The sequence below is a fragment of the Aliiglaciecola sp. NS0011-25 genome, from assembly GCF_040370605.1.
Classification (GTDB): Bacteria; Pseudomonadota; Gammaproteobacteria; order Enterobacterales; family Alteromonadaceae; genus Aliiglaciecola; species Aliiglaciecola lipolytica_A.
The window spans coordinates 158,304-183,481 of record NZ_BAABWR010000009.1; the positions used below are offsets into that span (position 1 = coordinate 158,304).

At 42.6% G+C, this 25,178-nt stretch carries 21 protein-coding genes; 6 read left to right on the forward strand and 15 right to left on the reverse strand.

Translation table 11 applies throughout. The features are described 5' to 3' along the window. Window positions 1-6 precede the first annotated feature (6 nt). From ABWV72_RS09865 to ABWV72_RS09885, 5 genes are all read right to left on the reverse strand, one after another. On the reverse strand, window positions 7-456 hold the full coding sequence (locus tag ABWV72_RS09865) for a phage tail protein (RefSeq protein WP_216046997.1): 450 nt from the start codon (window positions 454-456) through the stop codon (window positions 7-9). Window positions 457-480: 24 nt separating this feature from the next. Then, window positions 481-2,388, reverse strand: coding sequence for a phage tail sheath family protein (locus ABWV72_RS09870; protein WP_353370302.1), 1,908 nt, complete (start codon window positions 2,386-2,388; stop codon window positions 481-483). 90 nt (window positions 2,389-2,478) lie between these two features. Next, a complete protein-coding gene (locus tag ABWV72_RS09875) occupies window positions 2,479-3,282 on the reverse strand; it encodes a hypothetical protein (RefSeq protein WP_342807632.1) in 804 nt (267 codons plus the stop codon). Beyond that, entirely contained in the window at window positions 3,279-3,887 is a 609-nt protein-coding gene (locus ABWV72_RS09880; protein WP_353370305.1) for a Pvc16 family protein, read from the reverse strand. The genes ABWV72_RS09875 and ABWV72_RS09880 overlap by 4 nt, the downstream gene beginning before the upstream one ends. A gap of 781 nt (window positions 3,888-4,668) precedes the next feature. Continuing rightward, window positions 4,669-5,814 (reverse strand): alpha-hydroxy acid oxidase, encoded by a 1,146-nt coding sequence (locus tag ABWV72_RS09885; RefSeq protein WP_353370307.1) that lies wholly within the window; start codon window positions 5,812-5,814, stop codon window positions 4,669-4,671. Window positions 5,815-6,299: 485 nt separating this feature from the next. Here ABWV72_RS09885 and ABWV72_RS09890 point away from each other — a divergent pair, with 485 nt between their 5' ends. The 3 genes from ABWV72_RS09890 to cynS are packed head-to-tail and all read left to right on the forward strand — an operon-like array spanning window position 6,300 to window position 9,337. After that, a complete protein-coding gene (locus ABWV72_RS09890; RefSeq protein ID WP_342807626.1) occupies window positions 6,300-7,166 on the forward strand; it encodes a formate/nitrite transporter family protein in 867 nt (288 codons plus the stop codon). Beyond that, window positions 7,153-8,880, forward strand: coding sequence for a bifunctional protein-serine/threonine kinase/phosphatase (locus tag ABWV72_RS09895; protein ID WP_353370309.1), 1,728 nt, complete (start codon window positions 7,153-7,155; stop codon window positions 8,878-8,880). The genes ABWV72_RS09890 and ABWV72_RS09895 overlap by 14 nt, the downstream gene beginning before the upstream one ends. Window positions 8,881-8,890: 10 nt before the next feature. Further along, a complete protein-coding gene (gene cynS / locus ABWV72_RS09900; protein WP_216047006.1) occupies window positions 8,891-9,337 on the forward strand; it encodes a cyanase in 447 nt (148 codons plus the stop codon). A gap of 9 nt (window positions 9,338-9,346) precedes the next feature. Here cynS and ABWV72_RS09905 read toward each other — a convergent pair whose 3' ends face one another. The 4 genes from ABWV72_RS09905 to ABWV72_RS09920 form a co-directional block, all read right to left on the reverse strand. Then, complete coding sequence (locus ABWV72_RS09905) at window positions 9,347-9,898, reverse strand: CC0125/CC1285 family lipoprotein (RefSeq protein WP_353370312.1); 552 nt, start codon at window positions 9,896-9,898, stop codon at window positions 9,347-9,349. Between the two features lie 284 nt (window positions 9,899-10,182). Further along, a complete protein-coding gene (locus ABWV72_RS09910; RefSeq protein ID WP_353370314.1) occupies window positions 10,183-12,444 on the reverse strand; it encodes a xanthine dehydrogenase family protein molybdopterin-binding subunit in 2,262 nt (753 codons plus the stop codon). Then, a complete protein-coding gene (locus ABWV72_RS09915) occupies window positions 12,444-12,911 on the reverse strand; it encodes a (2Fe-2S)-binding protein (RefSeq protein WP_216047009.1) in 468 nt (155 codons plus the stop codon). Before ABWV72_RS09915 ends, ABWV72_RS09910 begins: the two co-directional genes overlap by 1 nt. 139 nt (window positions 12,912-13,050) lie before the next feature. After that, complete coding sequence (locus tag ABWV72_RS09920) at window positions 13,051-14,610, reverse strand: sodium:solute symporter family transporter (protein WP_353370316.1); 1,560 nt, start codon at window positions 14,608-14,610, stop codon at window positions 13,051-13,053. Window positions 14,611-14,867: 257 nt separating this feature from the next. Here ABWV72_RS09920 and ABWV72_RS09925 point away from each other — a divergent pair, with 257 nt between their 5' ends. From ABWV72_RS09925 to ABWV72_RS09935, 3 genes are read left to right on the forward strand one after another with little or no spacing between them, the layout of a single operon-like run. Then, window positions 14,868-15,869: an HlyD family secretion protein gene (locus ABWV72_RS09925; RefSeq protein ID WP_216047011.1), complete on the forward strand. Its 1,002-nt coding sequence runs from the start codon at window positions 14,868-14,870 to the stop codon at window positions 15,867-15,869. Further along, window positions 15,866-16,804 carry an ABC transporter ATP-binding protein gene (locus ABWV72_RS09930; protein WP_436792292.1) on the forward strand — a complete coding sequence of 313 codons (939 nt, stop codon included), beginning with the start codon at window positions 15,866-15,868 and terminating at the stop codon, window positions 16,802-16,804. The genes ABWV72_RS09925 and ABWV72_RS09930 overlap by 4 nt, the downstream gene beginning before the upstream one ends. Further along, window positions 16,801-17,949 (forward strand): ABC transporter permease, encoded by a 1,149-nt coding sequence (locus ABWV72_RS09935; RefSeq protein WP_216047012.1) that lies wholly within the window; start codon window positions 16,801-16,803, stop codon window positions 17,947-17,949. Before ABWV72_RS09930 ends, ABWV72_RS09935 begins: the two co-directional genes overlap by 4 nt. Before the next feature lie 59 nt (window positions 17,950-18,008). Here the strand turns inward: ABWV72_RS09935 and ABWV72_RS09940 are convergent, their stop codons facing one another. The 6 genes from ABWV72_RS09940 to ABWV72_RS09965 all read right to left on the reverse strand — a co-directional run bounded on the left by ABWV72_RS09940 (window position 18,009) and on the right by ABWV72_RS09965 (window position 25,152). Beyond that, window positions 18,009-18,899: a mechanosensitive ion channel family protein gene (locus ABWV72_RS09940; RefSeq protein ID WP_216047013.1), complete on the reverse strand. Its 891-nt coding sequence runs from the start codon at window positions 18,897-18,899 to the stop codon at window positions 18,009-18,011. 23 nt (window positions 18,900-18,922) lie between these two features. Further along, entirely contained in the window at window positions 18,923-19,714 is a 792-nt protein-coding gene (locus ABWV72_RS09945; protein ID WP_216047014.1) for a DUF432 domain-containing protein, read from the reverse strand. Window positions 19,715-19,796: 82 nt separating this feature from the next. After that, a complete protein-coding gene (locus ABWV72_RS09950; protein ID WP_353370320.1) occupies window positions 19,797-21,200 on the reverse strand; it encodes an MBL fold metallo-hydrolase RNA specificity domain-containing protein in 1,404 nt (467 codons plus the stop codon). Window positions 21,201-21,214: 14 nt separating this feature from the next. After that, window positions 21,215-22,879, reverse strand: a complete 1,665-nt coding sequence (locus ABWV72_RS09955) for a Na/Pi cotransporter family protein (RefSeq protein WP_342807612.1) — start codon at window positions 22,877-22,879, stop codon at window positions 21,215-21,217. Window positions 22,880-22,990: 111 nt separating this feature from the next. Then, window positions 22,991-24,322: a dicarboxylate/amino acid:cation symporter gene (locus tag ABWV72_RS09960; protein WP_353370322.1), complete on the reverse strand. Its 1,332-nt coding sequence runs from the start codon at window positions 24,320-24,322 to the stop codon at window positions 22,991-22,993. Window positions 24,323-24,324: 2 nt separating this feature from the next. Beyond that, window positions 24,325-25,152: a universal stress protein gene (locus ABWV72_RS09965; protein WP_216047018.1), complete on the reverse strand. Its 828-nt coding sequence runs from the start codon at window positions 25,150-25,152 to the stop codon at window positions 24,325-24,327. Window positions 25,153-25,178 lie beyond the last annotated feature (26 nt).

A 25,178-nucleotide genomic window follows, 5' to 3' on the forward strand; every position in this document is an offset into this window, starting at 1 on the left:
AACCAATTAACTGTATTTACAGCCTTCACAGACTAAGCTAAGTTCTTCCATCGCCACTTCTCCGCCCCCTTTAGCGGCCAACGAGGGTCCAGTCCATTTTTTCGGTTGAGCTTTGCGAAGCTCCCAACTGGCTACAGCTTCTCTTGCTTCATCCAATAGGGTAATCACCACTAATCGCGGTTCATGAGCTCCTGCGCTGACATTACTCAACCATTCCCATAAGGAAGTAGAACCAATTAAGCCTCGTTTTAAAGTGACGTCATCCACTTTGAAAGTATTGGCAATTTTGCGCACAGTATTGACTTTTTCATTACCATTTCGGTACTCGGCATAACTCACCTCTACCCCTAAACCACTGACATCAGAAAACCCACCGACTAACTCGGATTCCTGTCCATCATTGAGTGATACTAGAAAATTAAAGGCGCTGTAGGGATCTTCTCTAAATGTCGCCATAACAATAGTCCTCTTGTAAATTAGTTAGCTTGCATCAGCTGTATATTGTCCAATCCGGAAAATCACAAACTCCGCAGGTTTTACTGGTGCAATCCCAATTAAACAAACCAAACGACCGTTATCTAAATCGTTTTGAGTCATAGTGGTGCGGTCACAGCGAACAAAAAATGCATCTTCTGGTTTTGCTCCTAGTAGCGCGCCATCGCGCCATAAAACCAGCAGAAAATCTTCCACCATGCGCCGAATGTTGTCCCAAAGAATCCGGTTATTTGGCTCAAATACAGCCCATTGACTGCTTTGATCAATTGAGTTTTCAATGAAGATAAATAAGCGACGTACATTGACGTACTTCCACTCAGGGTCAGAGCTCATGGTGCGCGCGCCCCACACTCTAAAGCCACGCCCTTCGAAATAACGTAAAGCGTTGATGCCTTCAGGATTAATTACTTCGTTACGGGGTTTGTTAATATTCAACTCGAACCGAGTCAAACCACGAATCACTTCATTAGCAGGTGCTTTATGCACTCCTCGTTCAATATCATTGCGGGCATAAATGCCAGTTATAAATCCGCAGGGAGGCAATGCAATCTGTCTAGGGGGGGTACCTTGTGAAAAACGTTCATTGGGATCAAAGATATTGATCCACGGGTAATATAAAGCGGCAGATTTACTGTCAAATTGCGCACGAAAATCACGTATTTCGTTTAACGAACTATTGATGGGTCCATCAACAACTGCAATTCGATAACGCTCTCGTTCTGCGTGAGACACTAAACTTTGCGCGGCAACCCGACTCAATAAAGGTGAGCCCATATCCCCAGAGTCAGGCAAGGCAACAATGGCAATATCTTCCACTTCGGCTAACGCTTCTAAACCGGTTGCCTTAAGACTAGCATCATCAGGATCCGCTGCACTTCCGGTTAAATCGTCAGGACTGACCATCACGCCATCATTACCACCTTCGAATCGATAGCCGTAAATATCATCAGCGCCATCAGGACCGCGAAGATCAGCGGCTAATTGGGCCGCTGCAATCTCATTACCAGCGGTAGGCTCCCAATTAAACCAAAATGGGCAATTGGGATCTTCAGGATTTGTAATATCAAAAATTCGCCCTAAGTATCGTTTTTGCGCCGGGTCAGTGGCAAGCTCAGCATACTCACTAATCTGACTTCCAATGGTCACTTGAATACGTAATTGGATCAGTTGCACTACGTCAGTATCGACAAGTGCCGTAGTGCTACCATCAGCAGCAGAAATAAAAGTTTGTTGACCGTCAGAATCAATACTGACTACCCTTAGCGTATCTATATCCAGCGGTTGATTACCCACAGGCGCGGGTAAATCTGCCTCAGCGGTTACCTCGACGACCGCCCCATTTTGTACACCTCGCACTTGTACTAAACCTAAATCATCATTTTCATAGGCGATATTTTTACTTCGGGTAACCAATACTTTGACAAACATATTGCCCATTTCACCTGGCCATCTGGCCTGTAAAATCGCATCAGAATTGCCGCTAATAGGAACAGCCGCGCGGCCAATCCCCCAAGCATCTGCTGCAGTATCAAAATCGCTTGAATCGGCCCCTGTATTTGCTGCAAAAACACGAGAAACGTACAAACGCTTCCCGCCGTTCTCAAAAAATGCTCTGGCACTGTGGGCAAGATAAGGCAATCGTGGCGCAATTGTACCGCCGTCATCTATTTGAATGTTTTCTAACGCGCCATAGACTCGTTCAAATTCAGTAAAGCTAGTTATCAGTCTTGGTTCGCAACTTGTTGGTCCTTGTATCCCTTGCTCTCGATAACAAACCGGCCCCCATTTCGCCATTCCGGCAAAACCTGTGGTGCTGGTTGGTACACCTTCGATTGATTTTGATCGAAAGCTAACTTCCTCTACAAAGACGCCTGGGGCTAGATATTCTGGCATGGCTCTTGTGCTCCTTTACTATCGGCTAATCCGATGATTAATTCGTTTATACAATTTAGAATTTCGCTTAAATGAACATGTAGGCGTTCTTTAAGGTGGATTGAAAACAATGTCGCTGACGTCATGACTAGACAACATCTGACTCAATTGAAAAGATATAGACACTGAACTTTGTGACGCCACGTAGTCAGTAGGAATGACTTCTCCCGAACTAACAGGATCACTTGCTTGTGGATCGGTGACGACTTCAATAGGCAAATCCCAATAAGGGTCTAGGTTGTTGGCAGCCGGCTGCGCAATAGGGGTAACTCTGGCGTAAACCATTAATTCAAATGAAACCCTTTGATTAAGGCTTTCATCAGGCACCGCATTGGGCGGAATAAGTATTAAAAACTCTCCGCGATCATCTCCCCTAGCTCGCGCTAAAACCGTGTTTGAATCTAACGGCGAACGCAACTCAATAATACTCCATCGCAGGGGCGAATCATTAAACATGACTTTGCCCCGTAAACCAGTAGTACGACCATTGATTGGATATCCAGCGCCAGGGTACATTACCGGTCGTCGCTGCCGTGACTGCAAATAATCTTCTGGCTGCGCCGACTCTATGCCCAAAATTTGTTGCAGGGTTAACACTGATATTGATAATCTGCGGGGCACATAGCGACGATATGCATCAAAAATTCGAATTTGAATTGCGCTGCTCAAATCAGCGCGGTAGGCCAATGAAAATCGTCCAGATGGATGCCTTAATAATTGAGTATCTGAGGGTTGCTCCACATCGATATTCACCGCAAAGGGTAAATCATCGCGGGTTAGCGCATCGACCGGCAAAATACCGAGTAACAGCCGTTTATTGACAGCAATTGCTGAATTAAATAATGCGATTGTCATGGCTGCACCACTTCACTGGTGAGCTTTTGAGTCGCAAGTCCAACTTCTCGTAGCGGCTCTTGTCGGCGGCCGTGCATAACTAGCATTTTGGCCATATATGGCACACATAGTTTATAGTCCACAGGAAGTGAATCAAAAATTCGCATTAAGTCTTCGGTAGACAAATCCTCTAAACTAATTTGTATACTATCGTTGGGCGCCCAATTCGTGACGGGGTCAAGCATGGGCCCAGTTAGCAAAGGATTATCTTCTAAACACTGCATGGTTCTGCCAATAATTCGATATTCTTGATCCGCTGTAATTCCCCATGGAATCATCAAAAAGTGAAACTCAAGAGGCAAGTAGGCTCTGCCTTTAGCCATTGCTTTTCCTGAATATGCAGCCCTACTGGTACTATTGAAATCAACTCGATATAAGAACAGCGCGAGACAAGGTGGTGTGATAAGCGGGTTATCTTCTAGATTTAAATCTTCAGTTCTCGCGAGCACAACAGTCGTATCAGTGGTACTCGAACCACCGGGGATAGGTTGCTGTTGATCAAAGCAGTGTGTTAAAAACCGAACCAAACTACTTCCGACTGCCGCTACAGATGCAAAGTCAGCCATTTCAGTACACTCGTAAACATTGACTCATCCATTTATCAATTAACCTACTTTTAATCGGAGTGACTTATCTGACAACCATTTTTCGATACATCAAAGCAAACATGATCGGCAAAAACACTCAATTAATCCGAACGCCATTTACGCCACAATTCAAACTGATATTTTTAAATATCTAATTCTTATTTATGAGCTACAAAACGTTTCAGAAATTTGCAATTTGAGAATGATCGATCTCTAAAATTGAGCGCTTTTTAAGTGCATTTCAGCTACGTTATTGCACGTTATCAACTGCGAGATAAAAACAGGAAGGAATACAAGACGTCCTATATCTTAAACGGTAAACCACTACTTATTGATGGAACATTCCAACGCCCCAACTGTTTAAATTTTAGGCAAAAACAAACCAATTGCAATACCAAAAACGATATTTTAGATCAATTTTTAAACAATCTTAGTGTATCAAATAATCGACATATGTCGGTAAGCCTCGCCGTTATTGAGCTGTCATTGGAAATAATGATCAAAGAATTGAAATTAACTTGGATGAAAAAATTTTGCTATTGAGGTGGAAAGTCATTTTAGTCATAAATTCTGAAAAATGCGTCCTATATCGGCAACACCTATGGTTCCTAATTAGCAACGATTCAAGCCTTAAAACAAGGCCTATAATTCATCGTTAATCTGACGAAGTACGAAAGATAAGAAGATTCACACTAAAAAATAACATCCAATTTGGATTTAATCGATTAGTGTGAATGTTTGCCAATTATTTAATGAAATATTAACGAAAACGTAAGTTGTGCTTTGATAGTTCAGCCACTGAACTGCACCCCATTAATCGCATGTCTCGTTCAATTTCCGCTTTCATTAATTGCAGAGCTCGCTCTACACCACCTTGTCCCGCAGCGGCAAGGGCATACAAGTACAAACGTCCAACACCCACGGCTTTGGCACCTAAAGATAACGCTTTGAGTACATGGGTACCTCTTTGCACACCACTGTCGAACATGACATCAATTTTATCGCCGACTGCTTCTACAATTTCAGCTAAATGATCAAATGAACTGCGTGAGCCATCGAGCTGACGGCCTCCGTGATTGGAAATAACAATACCTGTACAACCAATATCCACTGCTTTAAGGGCATCCTCAACGCTCATAATACCTTTTAAGCAAAACTGGCCATCCCAGAACTTCACCATTTCAGCAACATCATCCCAGTTCATAGAAGGGTCGAGCATATTGGTAAAGTAATCACCGATGGAGCTTGCGCCTCCTCCCATGTCAACGTGCTCGTCCAATTGTGGTAATGAAAACTTTTCATGAGTGAGGTAGTTGATTCCCCACATAGGTTTAGTGGCAAATTGCCAAAGGCCTGACAAGTTTAATTTGAATGGAATTGAAAAGCCGGTACGCAGATCTCGTTCACGATTACCGCCGGTTATAGAATCTACGGTTAACATCATGACTTCAATTTTAGACGCTTTGGCGCGTTCCATCATGGCTCTATTCAAACCACGATCTTTATGAAAATAAAATTGATAAATTTGCGGTGTATCATATTGTTTTGCGATTTCTTCCATACTGACAGTTCCCAAGGAAGATACACCAAACATAGTGCCCAATTTCGCCGCTGATGCCGCGACAGCTCGTTCTCCTTGATGATGAAAAAGTCTTTGCAATGCAGTAGGTGAACAATAAATTGGTAACTCAAGTGTTTGTCCCATTACCTCTACCCGTAAATCAATATCTTTTACGCCAGTAAGTACCCGAGGTACTAAATCACATTGATTGAATGCTTCAGAATTACGTCTTAATGTGACCTCATCGTCAGCCCCTCCGTCAATATAATTAAAAATAGGCCCAGGCAAACGTTTTCTAGCTAAGGTACGGAAGTCGTGAAAGTTATGGCAATGACTTAGTCGCATATAAGCTTTCCAGTTATATTAATTGTATTTTGAGTGGGTATTTATATTAAACGATGCGGGAACTTGTTGCATTGTGATGTCAGGGACGTTTTTTCTCCAACTCATTACGATTATTCATTGCTCAGGACAACGCTAGAAAATTAATTGCCCCACTCCTTAGTGTTTTAGCGATCCCAAATCCCCCATCATTTCGATAAAAATGAATTAAAACGGTGAAGCTTTGCACCAATAAAATCCATTGAGTCAGAAACAAAAAACATAACTCATTGATAATAATGAATTAATTTTATGGCTTATATTTTGCTTCGTTAAAAATGTAACTCAACGAAGAGTCTACGGTCACAATATTCGAACAAAGGCGTTCAACTTCCTATGCACTGTATAGGAATTTGAACGTTTTTTTTTGCCCGTAGAAAATCTCGAGCCAGAGCAATTGGCATGAGAAACAACACACAAATTTGATCACTAATTTTACGAGGGTACTTATGGCTTATTTACTTCCTGCAGAATTCGTCACCAAAATGGTAGATGCCGGCGAATCGAAAATCTTTATGTCTACCCGCGATACGCTCATTCGCGGATACATGGCCGGAGCAATATTAGCGCTTGCGGCCGTTTTTGCAATTACCATTGCGGTGCAAACAGGCATGTTTCTACTGGGTGCAATTTTATTCCCTGTGGGATTTTGTATGTTGTATCTAATGGGATTTGACCTATTAACCGGAGTATTTGTACTTTGCCCTCTCGCATGGCTCGATAAACGTCCGGGCGTAACCATAAAAGGTATATTGCGAAATTGGGGACTAGTGTTTTTAGGTAACTTTGCTGGCGCCTTAACAGTGGCGTTTATGATGGCATTTATTTTTACCTATGGTTTTAATGTTGATCCTGGCGCAATTGGCACCAAGGTAGCGTCAATTGGTGAGGCTCGAACTTTAGGATATGCTGAATATGGCACAGCGGGTTGGTTTACCATATTTATCCGCGGCATGTTATGTAATTGGATGGTTTCGTTAGGTGTCGTAGGCGCTATGATTTCTACCCACGTGAGTGGCAAAGTCATTGCTATGTGGATGCCGATCTTTTTGTTCTTTTTTATGGGCTTCGAGCATTCAGTAGTCAACATGTTTCTATTCCCATTTAGCCTAATACTTGGCGGCGATTTTTCAATTATGGATTACCTATTTTGGAATGAAATTCCAACTGCCGCAGGGAACCTTGTAGGTGGTTTAGCCTTTACAGGTTTAACGCTTTACACCACTCATGTTCGCACTGGCTCTAAAAGAAACCTAAACAAGGTTGCTCCTGAGACTATCGCATCTGGTACTGTCGCAACAAATGCAGCTAACTAAAATTGTTAACGGTCAGTACTCAAGTGCTGGCCGTAAACCTAGCAATCAGGACTTTTGTGGAATTGCGACTCCCACACAATTGCAAATTCAGCTTAATGGATTAGCCATTGCAGTAGCGGATGGTATAAGTACTAGTGATGTCAGTCACATTGCCAGTCAAGCTGCCGTTAACAGCTTTATTCATGATTATTACTCAACCTCTGATGCTTGGTCGGTTGAGACCTCGGCAAAACGGGTCATAACCTCCATCAATGCTTGGTTGTTTGCACACAGCAAACAAAGTGAATATCCATACGAGCCCGATAAAGGTTATGTATGTACTTTTGCTGCCGTGGTAGTTAAAAGTTCGACTGCACATATTTTCCATGTGGGTGATTCACGGATTTACCTATGCCGTCAAGGTGCAATAGAACAACTCACTAATGACCACCAGCAAATTGCCGCTGAAGGACAGCGCTATCTCAGCCGCGCCTTAGGCATGGCCGATAGCATCGAAATTGATCATCAACAGATTGGCTTGATAGCCGGTGATATTTTGCTGCTGTGCACTGATGGTTTCCATGACTTTATTGATGCCAGCGTTATATTAGCGCAATTAGCAAGCCATGGGTTAGTAAACGATGGGTTAGCTGAGCGTTTAGTCAATACTGCACTAGAAAACGGTAGTCACGACAATATCACCGTGCAGTTGCTGCAAATACAAGAACTTAGCAATGAAACAAGCAGTCCTGTCAGCAATTTAGTGGAACAAATGCCACTTCCTCCGCCATTGCATCCAGGTTGCCAATTTGATGGGTTTAACGTTGTTCGGCAATTACATTATTCCGCCCGCAGTCACGTTTATCTCGTTAATGATATCGATACTGGGCAGCCCCTTGTTTTGAAAACCCCTTCTGTGGATTTACAGGATGATGATGGCTATTTAGAACGGTTTTGTTTGGAAGAGTGGATATCTCGTCGTATTCACAATGTACACGTGTTAAAAGCCCCTAGCATTGACCGCCCAAAAAACTATCTATATACACTATCAGAATTTGTTGAAGGTCAATCTCTACAACAATGGTTAACCGACAACCCAAACCCTGATTTGGCCACGGTCAGAGATATAATTGAACAGGTAGGACGGGGCTTACAAGCTTTCCATCGCTTAGAGATGCTACACCAAGATATACGTCCTGAAAATATTATGATTGATCAAAATGGTACAGTTAAAATCATCGATTTTGGCTCTACCATGGTGGCAGGCATTGAAGAGCTTGACCACAAACAACTCAAACTCGCTTTTCCTGGCACCGCCCTGTACATGGCCCCAGAATATTTTTTAGGTGAGGTGGGAACCCAACGCTCTGATTTATTTTCATTAGCGGTGTTAACCTATTACATGCTAAGTGGCCGCTATCCATATGAGACTCACGTCGCCAAAACACGTACTTTTGCTCAACAGCGTAAGTTAAATTATCAATCGGTTTTAGATGCTCATAGACATATACCTAGCTGGGTAGATGCAAGCTTACGTAAGGCATTGCAAGTAGACCCATACAAACGCTACGACGCGCTGTCTGAGTTTATCCACGATTTACGGCACCCTAACCCACAGTTTTTACAACAAAATAAAGCGCCGCTATTGGAACGTAGTCCGCTGCTTTTTTGGCAATGGTTAAGTGCGCTACTTGCAATATTAAACATCTATTTATTCTATCTGTTAAATAATTGAGGGCATTACAATGAAAAGTCGCGAAGAAGTCACAACCGCAATATTAGTAAACAAAGTGAAAAACGGCATATCTTGGCAACAAGTAGCCGATGCAATAGGTAAATCTAAAGAATGGACAACAGCAGGTTGTTTAGGGCAAATGACATTCACAGCTGAACAAGCGCAAATAATTGGCAGTCTGTTTGATTTAGATGAGAATGCCGTCGCTTGGCTACAAGTAGTGCCATACAAAGGTTCTTTGCCTGAAACCGTGCCAACTGACCCATTAATTTATCGTTTTTATGAGTTGGTAAACGTTTATGGCACTACAATTAAGTCGTTGATACATGAAGAATTTGGTGACGGAATTATGAGCGCCATAGACTTTTCAATGGATATCCAAAGGGAAAACAATCCTGCAGGAGATAGAGTGAATATCGTCCTCTCAGGAAAGTTCTTACCCTACAAATCTTACTAACACGCTTGCTTAGTTCAGGGTGGCTAAGTTAGTCGCTAGTTGCTGTGCGTCGAACACCTTGTTTGGATTGCTCGGTTTTTCATTGCCCATTTTGATGACGAGCGTGGCACTGATTTTATCAGCTACCCGTTCTGAGATTATAGTGCCTCCCTGATAATTAGATGCGTTTGTAATCGTACAGCCTAAAACCCCACAGCTAGAGGTCGCTGTTGGGTTTGCTGTCATATCGGGCACCACTGTCTTTACTTCTTTGGTTTCAACATCAGTATCGCTTTGAATGATTTCAAACCAGACAAAACCCTTAGCCATGGTCAGGTTCGCTGCATGCAGCAAAGCATAGTCTTTGGCGGTAACGCTATCAGTCTTTGCGTTGCCACTAAAGATGATTTGATATTGATCGTCACTGAGTTTTTTGTCGCTGAAACCTAATTCACCGTATGCTTCGGCCGCCACAAATGGTGTTGGCTGAACCGTTGCACACCCTGCTAACAGGAGACTACAAAACGTCAGTAACAGCGCTGCACTGGTGGTTAACTTAGAGGAAATGGTTTTTGTGTTCATAAGCAATCCTTATCGGTATTTTCACAACGTCACCTTGAATTCATCTTCAAAACAAGGTGTTTAAGTTTGTATACTTTAAGGATGCTAAATCCAATTAACGTGCCATTTTTAATATGAGCTTTACTCTCTCACAGCCCTTGTATTCCGGTTTATGCTAAATGCAGGTGAAGTGTATTTAGGTGTTTTTTACACATACACCGGTAAATAATGCTCTATTTGTATTTATGCCAAACAGATGTAACTCGCCAACATTTGAATAGTCCAGATACTTTCGCTCTTAGAATTTAAATATAATCAATGAAAGGCTGGCGATACAGTCGTTTACCTAGCGACTGATAAAGTGCATTTGCCAGTGCTGGAAAAATAGGTGGAAATGGCGGTTCTCCAAGCCCTGTGGGATCAATCAAACTATCGACAAAGTGCACGTCAATTTTAGCCGGTGTTTCATCCATACGAATGATCCTATAGCGGTCAAAGTTTTGTTTATCGGGTTTACCATCGGTAAAGGTCATTTCACCATACATGGCATTTCCGATCCCATCGATTACTGCGCCCTCAACCATATTCTTTGCGCTATCTAGATTGACAACAATGCCACAATCAATCGCGCTGGTGACACTCTCTACCCTCGCCTTGTCAGTGGATTGCGCCATCGTAATAACGTGTGCGGCATAGGAGTTGTGGCAAAAATATGCTGCTACCCCTTTGTTAATATTGTTACTTAATGTGTCCCATCCTGACTTTGCTCTAACTAAATTCAACACACCTGCGTAACGAACTGGATCGTAATCGTTATTTTCTCCCACAGGGTTAGATTTTGCTTTTTCCAACAAGGCCAAACGGAAATCAATGGGATCTGTATTAGCTGCTTCAGCGACTTCATCTAGAAAAGATTGTTCCGCACTGGCCATAAAATTAGAGCCTGGCGCTCTGAATGCACCTACTGTTATATTCGAATCAACGGCTGTACCTTGCGCTAAATAATTAGGCACTGCACCTGCAGGAAAACGGTTGGGATGAACACAGTGCTCAGGCACACCAGAACCTTGTACGTGATAAGCGACCAGTTGATCACTTTCGTCCAAAGCAGCACGTAACTTAATCGTATACGTGGGACGGTAAATGCCCATTGTCATGTCATCTTCACGTGCATAGATTAACTTTATAGGCGCTTTGACTTGTTTGGAAATTAACGCCGCTTCAACCACATAATGACAATATGCACGCCGTCCAAAGCCGCCGCCCATTCTTGTCATTTCTATTTCAATTTTTTCAGCTGGAACTTGCAACCTTTGCTGTAAGGTCTTCTTGATAAAGACGGGCCCTTGCAATGGGCCTGCGACTTTGACCTTTTGATCTGTCACATGTGCAAAAAAATTCATCGGTTCTAAGGTGTTATGAGCTAAATAAGGAGCAAAGTATTCCCTTTCAATCACCTTAGAGGCTGAGGAAAATGCAGCATCCGGATCGCCATCTTGACGCAAAATCTGCATATTCTTAGTGAAACTCGCGTTCACCGCTTTTTCATGTAAAGAAGTACTTTCAAGGCCACCTGGCACTTTTACATCCATGATATTGCCGAAATTATCTACCTTTTCAGTTTTGTCAGATAAGTTTCGCCATTGGGTTTGTAATGCTTTTTTGGCATTCATAACCTGCCATGTGCTTCGACCGACAATGGCTACGAGCTTTGGAAACGCCGTGCCATCAAAATAATTTTTGACGTAATCTGCAGGTAACGAGGTTATTGCAAAGACGTTTACAATTCCTGGCATGTTAACAATACTTGATTCATCAAAGGATTCGAGTTCTTGGCCAAAAGCAGGTGGATGCACAATCATCGCAATCAGCATATTGTCAGCGCAATAATCGATACCGAACAGAGGCTTACCTGAAACAATTTGTTCACCTACGAGATTTTTTTGAGACCCGCCTATCAGTGAGAAATCCTTGTTTTTTTTGAGTTCAACATTTTTCGGCACTGCAAGTTGTGCCGCACTCGATGCCACTTCAGCATAAGTTAGCTCTCGCCCACTGGATTGATGTATTAAGCGACCTTTATCCGTATTTATGGAATTAACCGGCACTTGCCAATGATTTGCCGCGGCTTGTTTTAACATTTCCCGAGCACTGGCTCCTGCCATTCGTAAACTCTGCCAAGCCCCTCGTATGGATTGACTCCCCCCGGAAAATTGTTTTTCATATCTAGATTCATTATACGGCGCTTGAACCGCTGACACTGAACGCCAATCCACGTCCAACTCGTCGGCTAAAATCATCGGCATCGAGGTCATCAGATTTTGTCCAAACTCGGGATTAGGTACTGAAGCGGTAACGCTACCATCGGTATTGATGGTTAAATAGGCATTTAATTCAAATTCATGATTGCCTTCACCTTGGGAGGTTGTTTCGCTGGCAAAGCTTGGGCCGAACCAACTAAAATTCAGCATCAAACCGCCTCCCACCGCCAAGCTGGCCTTCAAAAATGTGCGGCGTTCTGAGCCTTTGCCTAATTCCGCAGTCTGTGTTTTGCTTTGTTCACTCATCACGATTCCCTTTGCGCTTTGGCCGCAGTTTTAATTGCCGCTTTAATACGATAATAAGTGGCGCATCGGCACACATTGCCCTTCATACCTGCTTCAATCGCTGCATCATCGGGATTTGGGTTACTATTGAGTAATGCTGTTGCCGACATAATTTGTCCTGGCTGACAATAACCACATTGGGCAACATCGTGTTCAATCCATGCTTTTTGTACCGGATGATCTGCATGTTCAGATAAACCCTCAATTGTGGTAATCAAATTATCCCCCACAGCAGAGACGGGCAACTGACATGATTTCACTGCATTGCCATTTAAATGCACAGTACAAGCACCGCACATAGCAATCCCACAACCATATTTAGTACCAACAAGCTGCAAATTATCACGTAATACCCACAATAAGGGGGTAGTTGGATCTATATCTAGCTGATGTTGTTGATTATTAATATTGAGCGTTAGGCTTGCCATACCAACGATTCCTTAATTATTTGTAAATACTAAAGCCAAATTAACAAAATGTTTGTTTACTCTTTCCAGCTTAGACGTAAAAACGCCCCCTTGCATGATAAGCATAGCTGAATAACCGTTTAATCAGTCAGCTAGGATGCTAGGCTGTAAAAAGATAGGGTAAAAACAAACAAAATAAGGTTAAACCAGCGCTTAAACCTATTAACATCAAAACATTAGACAATGATAGTAATCTTACACTGGGCTGATGAGACTCAGTTGGCTTAGTGATAAAAGTCATCAAATAGCCGACCAAGATGGTGGTCAAAAAACCGGTTAAATTCCACCAAAACCAAAATATAGGACTTTCAAATAGCCATAACCCCATGTTCACCAATACCCCTGCGGCTAGCCCCGTATTAGCTGCATAAGAGGCTATTTTTTTACTGTAAATACCAAGTAAGAAAATGGCTAAAACTGGGCCATAAAATACCGAACCAATTTTATTTATGGCTTCAATAATTGTCGGTGCAATATCGCCGGCAATGAACGACAGAAATAGGGTCACTAACCCCCAACCGATCCCAGCTAAGCGGGCGTATTGAACATAGCTTTCATTGCTTGGTTGATGTTTAAACAAACGACACAAGTCTTCGACAGATACCGCGGCTAAGCTATTTACAGCAGAACTGAGGGAAGACATGGCAGCAGCCATAATAGCCACGACTAACAATCCGATAATGCCACTAGGCAAATAGTTAATAATAAAAATTGGCATCATCCAATCCGGATTGTCTGCTGGAATTTGCGCTTGCAAAGAAGGTGTTGTCATAACCAGAGCACCAATAACCAAGCCAGCAGCGCAATACACTAGGGTAATTGGAAAACGACAAACCGCCACTGTTAACATCATTTTACGCAGATCGCCCAAATTATGCGCTGACAACGAACGTTGCGCTTCGGATTGATCACAACCATAGTAAGATGCATAAAGCACTAAACCACCGAACAGCATAGGCAACAAACCAAAGTCGTTACCCGCTAGACCAAATTGATCTGGTTTTACTGCGACTAATCGCTCAGGCTCTATAATTGCCAACGCTTGCGTCATCCCACCAACGTGATCGACAGCGACCCAAAGACAAGTAATTGCACCACCAAAAATCAATATCATTTGCAGCGCATCACCATAAACAACAGCCTTCATCCCCCCCATGGACGAATAAACTAAGGTAATCACACCAATTAACACAATACTATGCCACTGCTCCATCCCCATTGTGCCTTGCAAAATAAGTGAAATTGCGTAGATCATAATGGCCGTTGCCACTGAGCGACTTAGTTGGAAAACTAAACTGATGAGCAATCGAGTGGAACGAGAAAAGCGTCTTTCAAGGTATTCGTATACACTCACAACACCCGACTTATGTAATGAGGGTAACAATCGCCATAGCATTAACGCGACCGCAGCGGGCAGCGCCAATTCATAAGACAACCAAATTAAGCCACCTCCTTCTCGCAAGCCGACAAAAGCCGGAGCTGAGATAAAGCTAACCGCTGAAAGTTGCGTTGCCATAACCGATAACGACAAAGCCGGCCATGGAATGCTTCGTCCGCCTAAAAAGTAATCATCTCTACTTTTCTGTTGACGGAAAAATAACCCCATCAACAACAAGCCTAGCAAATACATCCCCACAATCGAGTAATCGAGCAACGCCAAAATATTTCTCCCTAAAGTTTTTTAGTTAGCACTAGCTAGGACAGTTTTATCTACCATATCAAGGATTTGGCGAATATTGAAATACACCAGAGTGCGCGTTTGCTAGATTGACGATTAGTTAAGGTGTAATCTAACTGAATTGGCAAAATATTTTTTTAAAAGCCAAATGTCCACACGCGACTTGTTGGAGTACTCGTCATAAATTTCAACGATACACTCATTTTAATGATGAGCTTAACCGCTTGCAGGGATAACAAATGCACACTTTGCAACTTCCGTTAATCACAGTGGCAAACAAAAAGTCACTGCTAAACTCGATATTAGTCACCACAATATTATTGTTTTCAATTTTTCTCGGTGGATGTCAAGACCATAAAACAGGTCTTGCGTTAGGCACCCTAGAGCGAAACAGGATTGCTCACACAGCCACTGTTAATGAGGTGGTCACTCGATTACCTATTGCGCAAGGAACTTTGGTAAAAAAAGGCGATGTACTGGTGCAATTAGATGATCGTCAACAACGAGCCTCAGTGGCTAAAGCAGAGGCGTCTGTAGCAGAAGCTCAAGCAAATTTAGACAAACTTAGAAATGGAGCACGCCCAGAAGAAGTTGCCTCTGCCAGTGCAAAATTAGAAGGTGCACAAGCGGCATTAACCGAAAGTGAATCAGCTTACCTTAGAGCTAAAAACCTGATTTCCCAAAAGTTAGTCAGTCAGGCAAACGTCGATCAGGCGCGCGCCACTAGGGATGCAAATGTTGCGGCTGTGCACGAAGCAGAAGAAGCCTTACTTTTGCTTACCAATGGTACACGTCCAGAAGATTTAGAAATGGGCAAAGCTAACTTGGCCATAATGCAAGCCGCACTGGCCAGTGAAATCAAAAAACTAGAAGATTTAACCATTGTTGCCACTCGGGATGGTCGACTCGATAACCTGCCTTGGAATTTAGGTGAGAGAGTCACCATGGGCAGTCCCGTTGCTATTGTGCTGGCGGGTGAAGCGCCCTATGCGCGCATTTATGTGCCAGAACCCTATCGCGTAAAAATAAAAGCTGGCGATACTTTACCAATTCACGTGGATGGCCTATCAGAGACGATCAATGGCACAGTGCGCTGGATTTCGATAGAAGCGGCATTCACGCCCTATTATGCATTAAATCAAGAAGAACGAGCACGTTTGATGTATTTAGCAGAAGTACAATTACCCGTTGAATACGCAGATCTTCCCAATGGTATTGCAGTACAAGTTGAACTTCCATGACGATGAAAGCGTCTCCTGAGTGGGTTATACAGGCGAAACAATTAAGTCGTCATTTTGGCGATTTAAAAGCGATTGATCAGCTCGATCTTAATGTGGAAAAAAGCACTATTTACGGTTTTTTAGGGCCAAATGGTTGTGGCAAAACCACCGCAATTAGAATGCTAACAGGATTATTAAAACCGACCTCAGGAGAAGTAAGAGTATTGGGCTTGGAGCTGCCACATAATGCCGAAAAACTGCGTTTAAAAATGGGCTACATGACGCAAAAGTTTTCTTTATATAACAATCTAACCGTTAAAGAAAATCTGCAGTTTATTGCCAAAATATACGGCATTTCTGGTTTGCCGCAAAAACAACGGATTAGTGAATTGTTATCTGTTTATGGTTTGGATCAAAAGCAACAACAGTTAGCAGGAAATTTAAGTGGTGGACAGCGTCAACGCCTAGCGCTGGCGGCTGCAACATTACATAAACCGCAATTACTCTTTTTAGATGAGCCAACGTCTGCAGTTGATCCTCAGAACCGTCGTGAATTTTGGGAGCAGTTGTTTGATTTGTGTGAACAAGGCACCAGTATTTTAGTCTCAACCCATTATATGGATGAAGCAGAACGCTGCCATAAACTGGCCATATTAGAAAATGGTCTGAAGCGCGCAGATGGTAGCCCTGAAGCGTTAATGAACGACATGGCAGCGCATGTGGTAGAAATAGAAGCAGCAGGTATCCGTCAATTAAAACAACAAATCATAGCACTCCCCAATGTTATCACCGCCGCTCAATTAGGCGCGAGACTGCGCGTATTGGTAAGTGATTCAGTAAATGATGCCCGCGGTTATTTACAGCAACACACGGGAATTGCGAATGACAAACTCAACTTGGTACGCCCAAGTTTGGAAGATGTGTTTATTACCTGCACGGGTGGTGGCAGACAATGATTACTAGCCTGTATCGCATCCAAGCTATATTCTTTAAAGAGTTGACGCAATTAAAACGCGACAAAATGACCTTTGGGATGGTGATAATGATTCCATTGGTGCAGTTGTTGTTATTTGGTTACGCCATTAATACCAATGTTAGACATATTCCAGTGGCGCTAGTTGACCATAGCCAGACAGCCTTGAGCAGAGCTTTAGTACAAACCGTTTCAGCAACTCAAGTGGTCGAATTTACCGAGCAGTACGATGACATTGACAGTGCGCAAAAGGCCATGGAACGCACAGAGGTACGGGCTATTTTATTTATTCCTCATGACGTTAGTCAGCGTTTAGCCCGTAGTGCTAGTATTGGTTTTGGGTTACCCGCCTCAAGTGATGAGGAAACGAGCCGCCCAGTCGCGCAATGGGTGGTAGACGGTTCAGACACCATGATTGCCAGTTCAATCAAAAGTTTACGTTCCATGCCCTTGGTTGAATTGCTGCGCCGGCCGGTCAATCGTTCAACGCCAACCTTTGAAGTAACCTTGTTTTATAACCCTGAACAACGGACAGCGGTCAATATAGTGCCAGGCTTGCTAGGGATTATCCTCACCATGACCATGATTATGTTCACCTCTGCAGCCATTGTTAGAGAGAGTGAGCATGGCAATATGGAAATGTTAATCACCACGCCAATTAAACCCATCGAATTAATGCTAGGTAAAATTATTCCCTACATTTTTATCGGTTTGGTGCAAGTGGTGATCATTTTAGGCTTAGGATATTATGTTTTTGACGTGCCAGTAAACGGCGGATTACTGCCTTTATTTGGTGTCACTCTTTTGTTTATTGCAGCAAGTCTAGTGCTGGGGCTGGTCATCTCAACCATTGCCGTCAATCAATTGCAATCAATGCAAATGACCATATTCATCTTACTGCCTTCCATATTGCTATCAGGGTTCATGTTTCCTTATGAAGGCATGCCAGAAACGGCGCAATACATTGCCGAAGCGTTACCCGCCACGCATTTTATGCGACTAATTCGTGGGGTTATCCTCAAAGATGTGGAATTTACTGACATGACCTTTGATGTTTATTGGTTATTACTTTTTACCTTATTGGGGCTGCTAATTGCGTCATTACGGTTTAAGAAAAACTTAGACTAACCGCCTTTGCAAAATGACTTAGACCTAACAAGACCCGCTATTTAAAAACGAAATCAACCTTATTTGCTGTCTGATTTGGACGGGCTTTGCGGCGCTGAACGCTCACCCTCCCCCTCATTTTGTGATAAGGAAACCGGAATCGGCTTGCTCGCTTCCCCTGAATACAAACTCAAATGAGGGAATGGAATTTCTATGCCATTTGCATCGAATACTTGCTTGATTTGTTGATACATTTGGTTTTTTAACAGCAAGAAGTTTTCTCTTTTAGTCCAAACTGAAAATTGAATATCAATTGAGGAAGAACCAAAACCTAGCAGAATAAATAGTGGAGCAGGCTCACTCAAGCATAGCGGATTTTTGTCCGCTAGCTCGGCCAATATTATTTTCACCTGTTCAATGTCTTCTTTGTACGCAATACCCACTTTGAGATCAGCTCGACGAATTGGAAATCGGGTTAACGTGGTCACTTGAGCTTTGATCATGGACTCATTTGGCACTCGAACAAACAGGTTATCGTAGGTGCGGATTTTGACGGAAAGCAAATCAATCGATATGACCTCTCCGGTTGTTTCATCCACGCGAATAACATCACCAATAGAAAACGGCCGCTCCATCATCAAAAAGAGTCCGCTAATCAGGTTAGACGCAGATGTTTGAGAAGCAAAACCAATCGCCACACTCAAAATACCGGCTGCCCCTAACACCACACTGAGATCAAAGCCGAGCTCTCTCAAAGCAGAAATAAACATTAACACCATGACACCGTAAAAAATACCACGGCGTAATAGCACTTGACCGTGTTTTGTCATGTTTGCGACGTTAAAACGAGCAACTAAATTACTCAAAGACTTGGCTAATAAATACCCCAAGACTAATATAATAATGGCTTTTACCACGTCAAATGCGGGCAACATATCTGAAAAAATCGTGCTTTCACTTAGTTCTTTCATCGGATTCAATTCTCGGGTTTAAGCTAATTAATTAAGCTTGCAATAGAAGACAAAAAAGACGACTTTTTACTCAACTCACGGGATTCAGACACCAATTCCATTAACTGGATCTTATCTGGAGGGGAATGACGAACATGCGAAACCGATTTGGTATGCTCTAAACGCTGCATAATAGAAACTTGGTCTGTCCAAAACTCGCCGTCCTGATTAACATATAATTTAAGTGCTGGAACTGGCAAATTTAATTTATCAATAGTTAAAGGTTTTTCTTGGGCATTTTTAATTGTCACCATGGTTGTCGCACGATGAGAACGTTTTTCCAAGCGTTTAATATCCATTTTTGCATCTGTATATTTTGAATAACACAGGTCCCCTTCCATTGTAGAAGGCCCAAACCAGGAATCAGATGGTCGCCAAAAGGGAATATCAGCCATTGGTAACGGATGGTTTGGTATTAAGATAGTCATCCACAATGGCGTACTGACAAAAACGTTGATCTGTTCTTCTGGTAAAACCACCAGCGGTCGGCTCGGCCTTACTACCATTGCCCTATCGGCCAGTGAGGGTTCAATTAACAGCGTTTCGCTGGTATTTTCCAGCAAATAACGCGAAAACTCGACATCCTCAAAGCTTTCATTTGAAATTGATTTATCTGTAGAAATAGGTAAATCAATTTCAGCGGTCGTTTCGTGGTTCCATATTGTCCACTCACCTTGACCACGCTTTATGGCAATTAAACGTTCTCTAATTCGCCAACATTTTGTCTCTGAAAGTGCGAATGTAAACTCTCCCCACCAAGGTAATTGTTTTTTCATAATAGCTACTTTACGTTACCCTTTATTTTCGTGGGGCTGAATTAATCCAAGATAATTCAGTTTACTGCTAAAAACGATTTACTCAAAATTGTATTGTTTGATTTAGTGTCGGAATCGTTGCCTGCCAACCCACTTTTTTGAACGCCGCTTGCAATGTTTGTTTCGCTTTATCCTCACCATGAACTAGAAATAGTTGTGGTTTTTTAGTGGTGAACCCTTGCGTCCATTGGATTAACTGAGTTTGACTCGCATGGGCGGAAAAGCCTCCCATAGTATGAATTTGTGCTTTGACGGCAATATTTTCCCCCGCTATTTTATAGGTTTTAGCACCATCAACCAACGCCCGGCCTGGCGTGCCAATCGCTTGAAACCCAACAAAGATTACATGGGACTGATTACGCCATAAGTTATGTTTAAGGTGGTGACGTATTCTGCCGCCATTACACATGCCACTGCCAGCAATAAAAATCGCACCTCTGTCAATTTGATTCAACGCCATAGACTCTTCAGTGCTGCTTGAGTAGCGCAGCGCAGGCAGAAATTTATGTAAACTTTGTTGATTGTTTTCCCCTCCCATAGCGGAACGATCTTGTTCATTGAAAATGTTCTGATAACGGTGATAAATTTCCGTTACCGCAATAGCCATTGGACTGTCTAAAAATACCGCTTGTTGCCTTAACTTGCCTTTTTGATACAACTCGCCGAGTCGAAATATAATTTCTTGAGTCCTGCCAACAGCAAACGAGGGAATTAAAATATTGCCACCATTTTCAGAAGCCTCTTCAATCACGTCTTCAAACTCTTGCAACGTCTCTTCCATAGAGCGATGGTCTCGGTCACCATAAGTGGATTCCAGCAACAAAACATCAGCCGAATCAACTAATTCGGGATCGTTTAACAAAGCAGCTTGTGAGTTTCCAAGATCACCGGAAAATACTAATTTTTTAGGACCTCCCTGCTCGTCTATAAATACTTCGACAATAGCGGATCCGAGAATGTGACCGGCATCTAGAAAATGAACAGTCACATTCTCGGCTACATCTCGTTTTTGGTGGTAACTAATGCCAATACAGACGTCTAAAGTGGTTTCCACATCTTGCAAATTATAGAGTGGCTCAATTTCCTCTTTACCGGCACGGCGTCGACGTTTGTTTTCCCATTCAACATCGCGCTGCTGTAATGATGCCGCATCTTTGAGCAACACTTCGATCAACTCTTTAGTTGCCGAAGTCATATAAATTGGACAGCTTAAACCTTGAGAAACGAGCAATGGCAAACGACCAGAATGGTCTAAATGGGCATGGGAAAGCACCACTGCATCCAACTGACTGACATCAAAAGGTAAAGGTTTTAAGTTAGCCTCTTCCTCTTCGCGTCTACCCTGAAATAAACCGCAATCCAGTAAAACCTTGCTATTGCCGGTTTGTAGCAAATACATAGATCCTGTTACGCCTTCGATAGCACCATAAAAAGTCAGTTTAGCCATGATTCTCTCCGTTATTATTGTGCAGCTAGGTCATCCACCTCAGATGTCGCAGGCGCAGCAGAGCTTGCTAGTTTAAGTTGTAACCCGTGAATTCGAGTCAAAGCTTTAAACCACTGTTGTACAAATCGTAAAATTTCAGCCAAACAATCGATTGATTCAGACATTTGCGCGACAGAAATGTGCGCCCGCGTGCCCTCAACGATTAGCTCAGCCTTAAACTTGTCATGTTCAATTTGAAGTTGATTGAAATGTGTTGCCAATGATTCAGCATTTTGTGATTCACCTGAACGGCTAATATCAATAAAGGTCTGTACCCGCTCAGCGTATTGTATGAAATGTTGATCCGTTGATTTACTGGCTGAATAGTCCCTCGTTTGCATTTGCTGAGCTAATCGTTCAATGGATACTGCGCAACTCAAAAAATATTGATCGATACGCATTAAAGTGGCGAGATCTTCGATAGTATCCTGGCCTAACGCTTCAGTCTGAATATTCACAATAAAACGCGACACTTCCGATGAAAGGGATTTTATAACGTTAAGTTCATGGATTAATTCGTGACTATGAGCGGAGTTTGGCGTGATTGATTTACCATAAAGGACAGCGATTTTGTCGGCAACTGAGAGATTCTCCAATAGTAGTGCATTCACTGCTAATACTGGTGTTTGTGCAATGGTTTTATCTAGATACTGAGGATGGGAAGCTTTTTCTTCCCAGCTAAGAAAACGTGCTTCTAAAAACTTGGCTAAGCGATCGTTAAAGGGATATACCAACAATACGCCGAGTATATTAAACACACTATGAAATAGCGCTAATGAAATGGCCGGATCAGCGCTAAGTTCTAAACTATTGGTGATAACCTCGATTAAATAGAACAAAACAGGTAACAGTAACAGCGCTACGATCGCCGTTGCGCCATTAAAAATGACCTGTGCAGCCGCCACCCTTTTAGCATTCGATGTAGCGCCAATCGCAGCCAACAACGCAGTAGATGTAGTGCCAATATTAGCGCCAATAACCATTGCTCCGGCGGCATAAATCCCTACCATTCCGCTTGATGCTGCGGTGATAGTCAGTGCAATTGATGCACTTGAGCTCTGGGTCAAAACGGTCATCACTATGCCGACCAACAAAAAGAGCAAAATACCGCTAATACCCTCAGCTGAAATTTTACTAATGTCTAAAGTCAGAACAATACCTTCAAACGCACCTTTTAGCGTATCGATACCAATAAAAAACAATCCAAAGCCAACTAATGCAATACCAAATGAGGCGGCCTTTCCTTGCTGTTTAATCAGCTTCAATAACATTCCAAAACCAATCATAGGTAATGCAAATGCATTAATATTAAGATTAAAACCAATTAGCGCGACTAACCAGCCAGTCATCGTTGTACCGATATTAGCGCCGTATATAATCCCTAACGCCTGTCGCATGGTAATAAGACCGGCATTAACGAATCCTAAAGATGCTACTGTTACAGCACTAGAGGATTGCACTACTGCAGTCATAAAACAGCCAGAGTAGATCCCCCGTAAGGGTGTACTGCTCCAATGTGAAAGCAGCTTTCTTAATGACGTTCCCGCCGCAAGTTTTAACCCATCAGTCATCATGCCAATGGCTAACAAAAACAGACCTAAGCCGCCAAAAATTGTCCCTGCCAACACTACTGATTCCACTAAACACCTATCCTTTCGCTAAGCTTTTCAAGCAATTAAAGACTATTTAAAGCATAGTCACTGATTTAAAAAATTCTGCAAATAATCAGTTTATTTATGCTTTCATTGACGTTATTTGGCTTCATTAACTAACGCTTTTTCAGCGCCGGTAAAATATTGAACAGTTGTGCAAGCCACGACATCACCAAGTACATTTACTGAGGTTCTACACATATCTAAGATACGGTCGACCCCAAGTATCAATGCTATTCCTGCTGCGGGTATGCCAACACCTTCAAGTACCATACTTAAGATGATGATTCCGGCACCTGGGGTTGCTGGTGATCCAATTGATGCTGCAACTGACATTGTTACTATGTAAAGGTAACTGGAAAGGCTCAAGTCGACTTGGAAAACCTGCGCCAAAAACACGGTCGCGACGCCTTGATACATAGCGGTCCCAGTCATATTGATTGTTGCGCCTAATGGAATGAGGAAACGAGCTATTTCTGGATTAACATGCAGCTTATCTTCAGTAACTTGTAAACTAATTGGCATCACGGCAGCCGAACTACTGGTTGAAAAAGCCAGCAATAATAATTCTTTGACGTTACTAAAAAACTCACGAAACGACTGTGTCATCGTTAACTTAGCTACCATGAAATACATTACAGCTACAATTATCAGGCCCAGTACCACAGTAGCTACATACACCGCCATGCCGGCCAACACATCAATTCCTAAATTAGCCACTAATCGAGTAATTAAACCAAAGACCGCAATAGGCGCTAATAACATCGCCCAAGATACAATCCGTAAGCTCACTTCTTGCAATGCCCCCATTAAATCAAACAGAGGTTTTGATTGTTGTGCAGGGATCGACAGCATGGCAGCCCCTAACAAAGCGGCAAATAAAATTACCTGCAACATTTCCCCAGAGGCCATAGATGCTAGCGGATTTTTAGGAATCAACGCAGACACTTTTTCGGGTAACTCAGACATAGCAGGAAAACCTTGCACGTTAGAGTTAGCGGCTGTTGAACCAACGTCCACTAACATTCTTGCGTCAACAAACTGTCCGGGTTGAATATTTAGTGCCAAAGTGATGCCAACTGTCGCCGCCACGGCGGTGGAAATCACTATAAAGATAAGGGCAATAAGACCATTCTTTTTAATCGCCGCGGGATTATTACTAGCCGCTAACCCACGCACAATCGATGCAACCACGAGAGGCACAACGATCATTTGAATAACGGCCAAAAACACTTGGCCCGGTAACGCTAGCCAAGCAGTAATGGTTTTCACTGTATTGGGTGCGATTAAATCTAAATCTGGTCCTAGGAGCACGCCAAAAATCACTCCCAAGAACAGAGCAATCAGAACTTTTAGCCATAATCTGCCATTGATCAAGCGGTCAAAGTGATCTGCCAAATTTTTAAGTGAACCGCTAAATATCTGAGTCATATTTACTGTCGAACGATGAGCACATCAACAGTCAATCGAGTTAGAATTTTCTCTGCTGTATTACCGATTAATAAACCTTTAATCCCCTTACGTCCTACGTTGCCTAACACCACCAGATTTGCTTTCATTTTGCTGGCAACTGAGGGTATCAACACATGTGGCGAACCGGCCTCAATTTTCACTGAATATTCCGTGAAAACATCCATTTCCTCGGCAATTTTTTCTAGTTTGGCTTTTGATAATTTACCTTTCTTGAGCATAACTTCACCCGGTTCAGTAATATCAAATTCCTGTTTAATCCGTGGGATTGGAATCACACCTAAAAGCGACACATCTGCAGATAACTGGTTTGCAAGCTGAGCAGAAGTAGTAAGCACTTTATCATTCAATTCTTTTTGCGCGGGGGTTCTGGTGAAAATATCAACGGTTCCTAACAATTTAAGTTGTCCGCGCCAGCGATTATCACCACATAGTAGGACGCTAGATTTAATTGGACCTTTAAGCGCGGCTTTAATCAGTGAAAAGTCCAATAATTCACGACCTAATTGGGGTCTGTGCAGGAATGTAGTATCGAATTTATTGCTGCTTAGGGTTTTGAAAAGTACTTCTTCTCGCTCAGATGCCGACTTAACTATTTCAAGGAGGATCGTCGATTTGCAAGCATCTTTCACTTCGTTGTTTATTAGGGTAGTTAACGCTTCTGCATTAGAATCTAGCACATTGCTTACGATATAAAGCACAGTGATACTTTCAGGTGCAAATTTTAATGCTTTATCCAACATTGGCTTGACGCTTTCTTCCCTTTCAACAACAACTAAAATGTGTTTCATAAACATTCCTCGATTTAAAATTTATT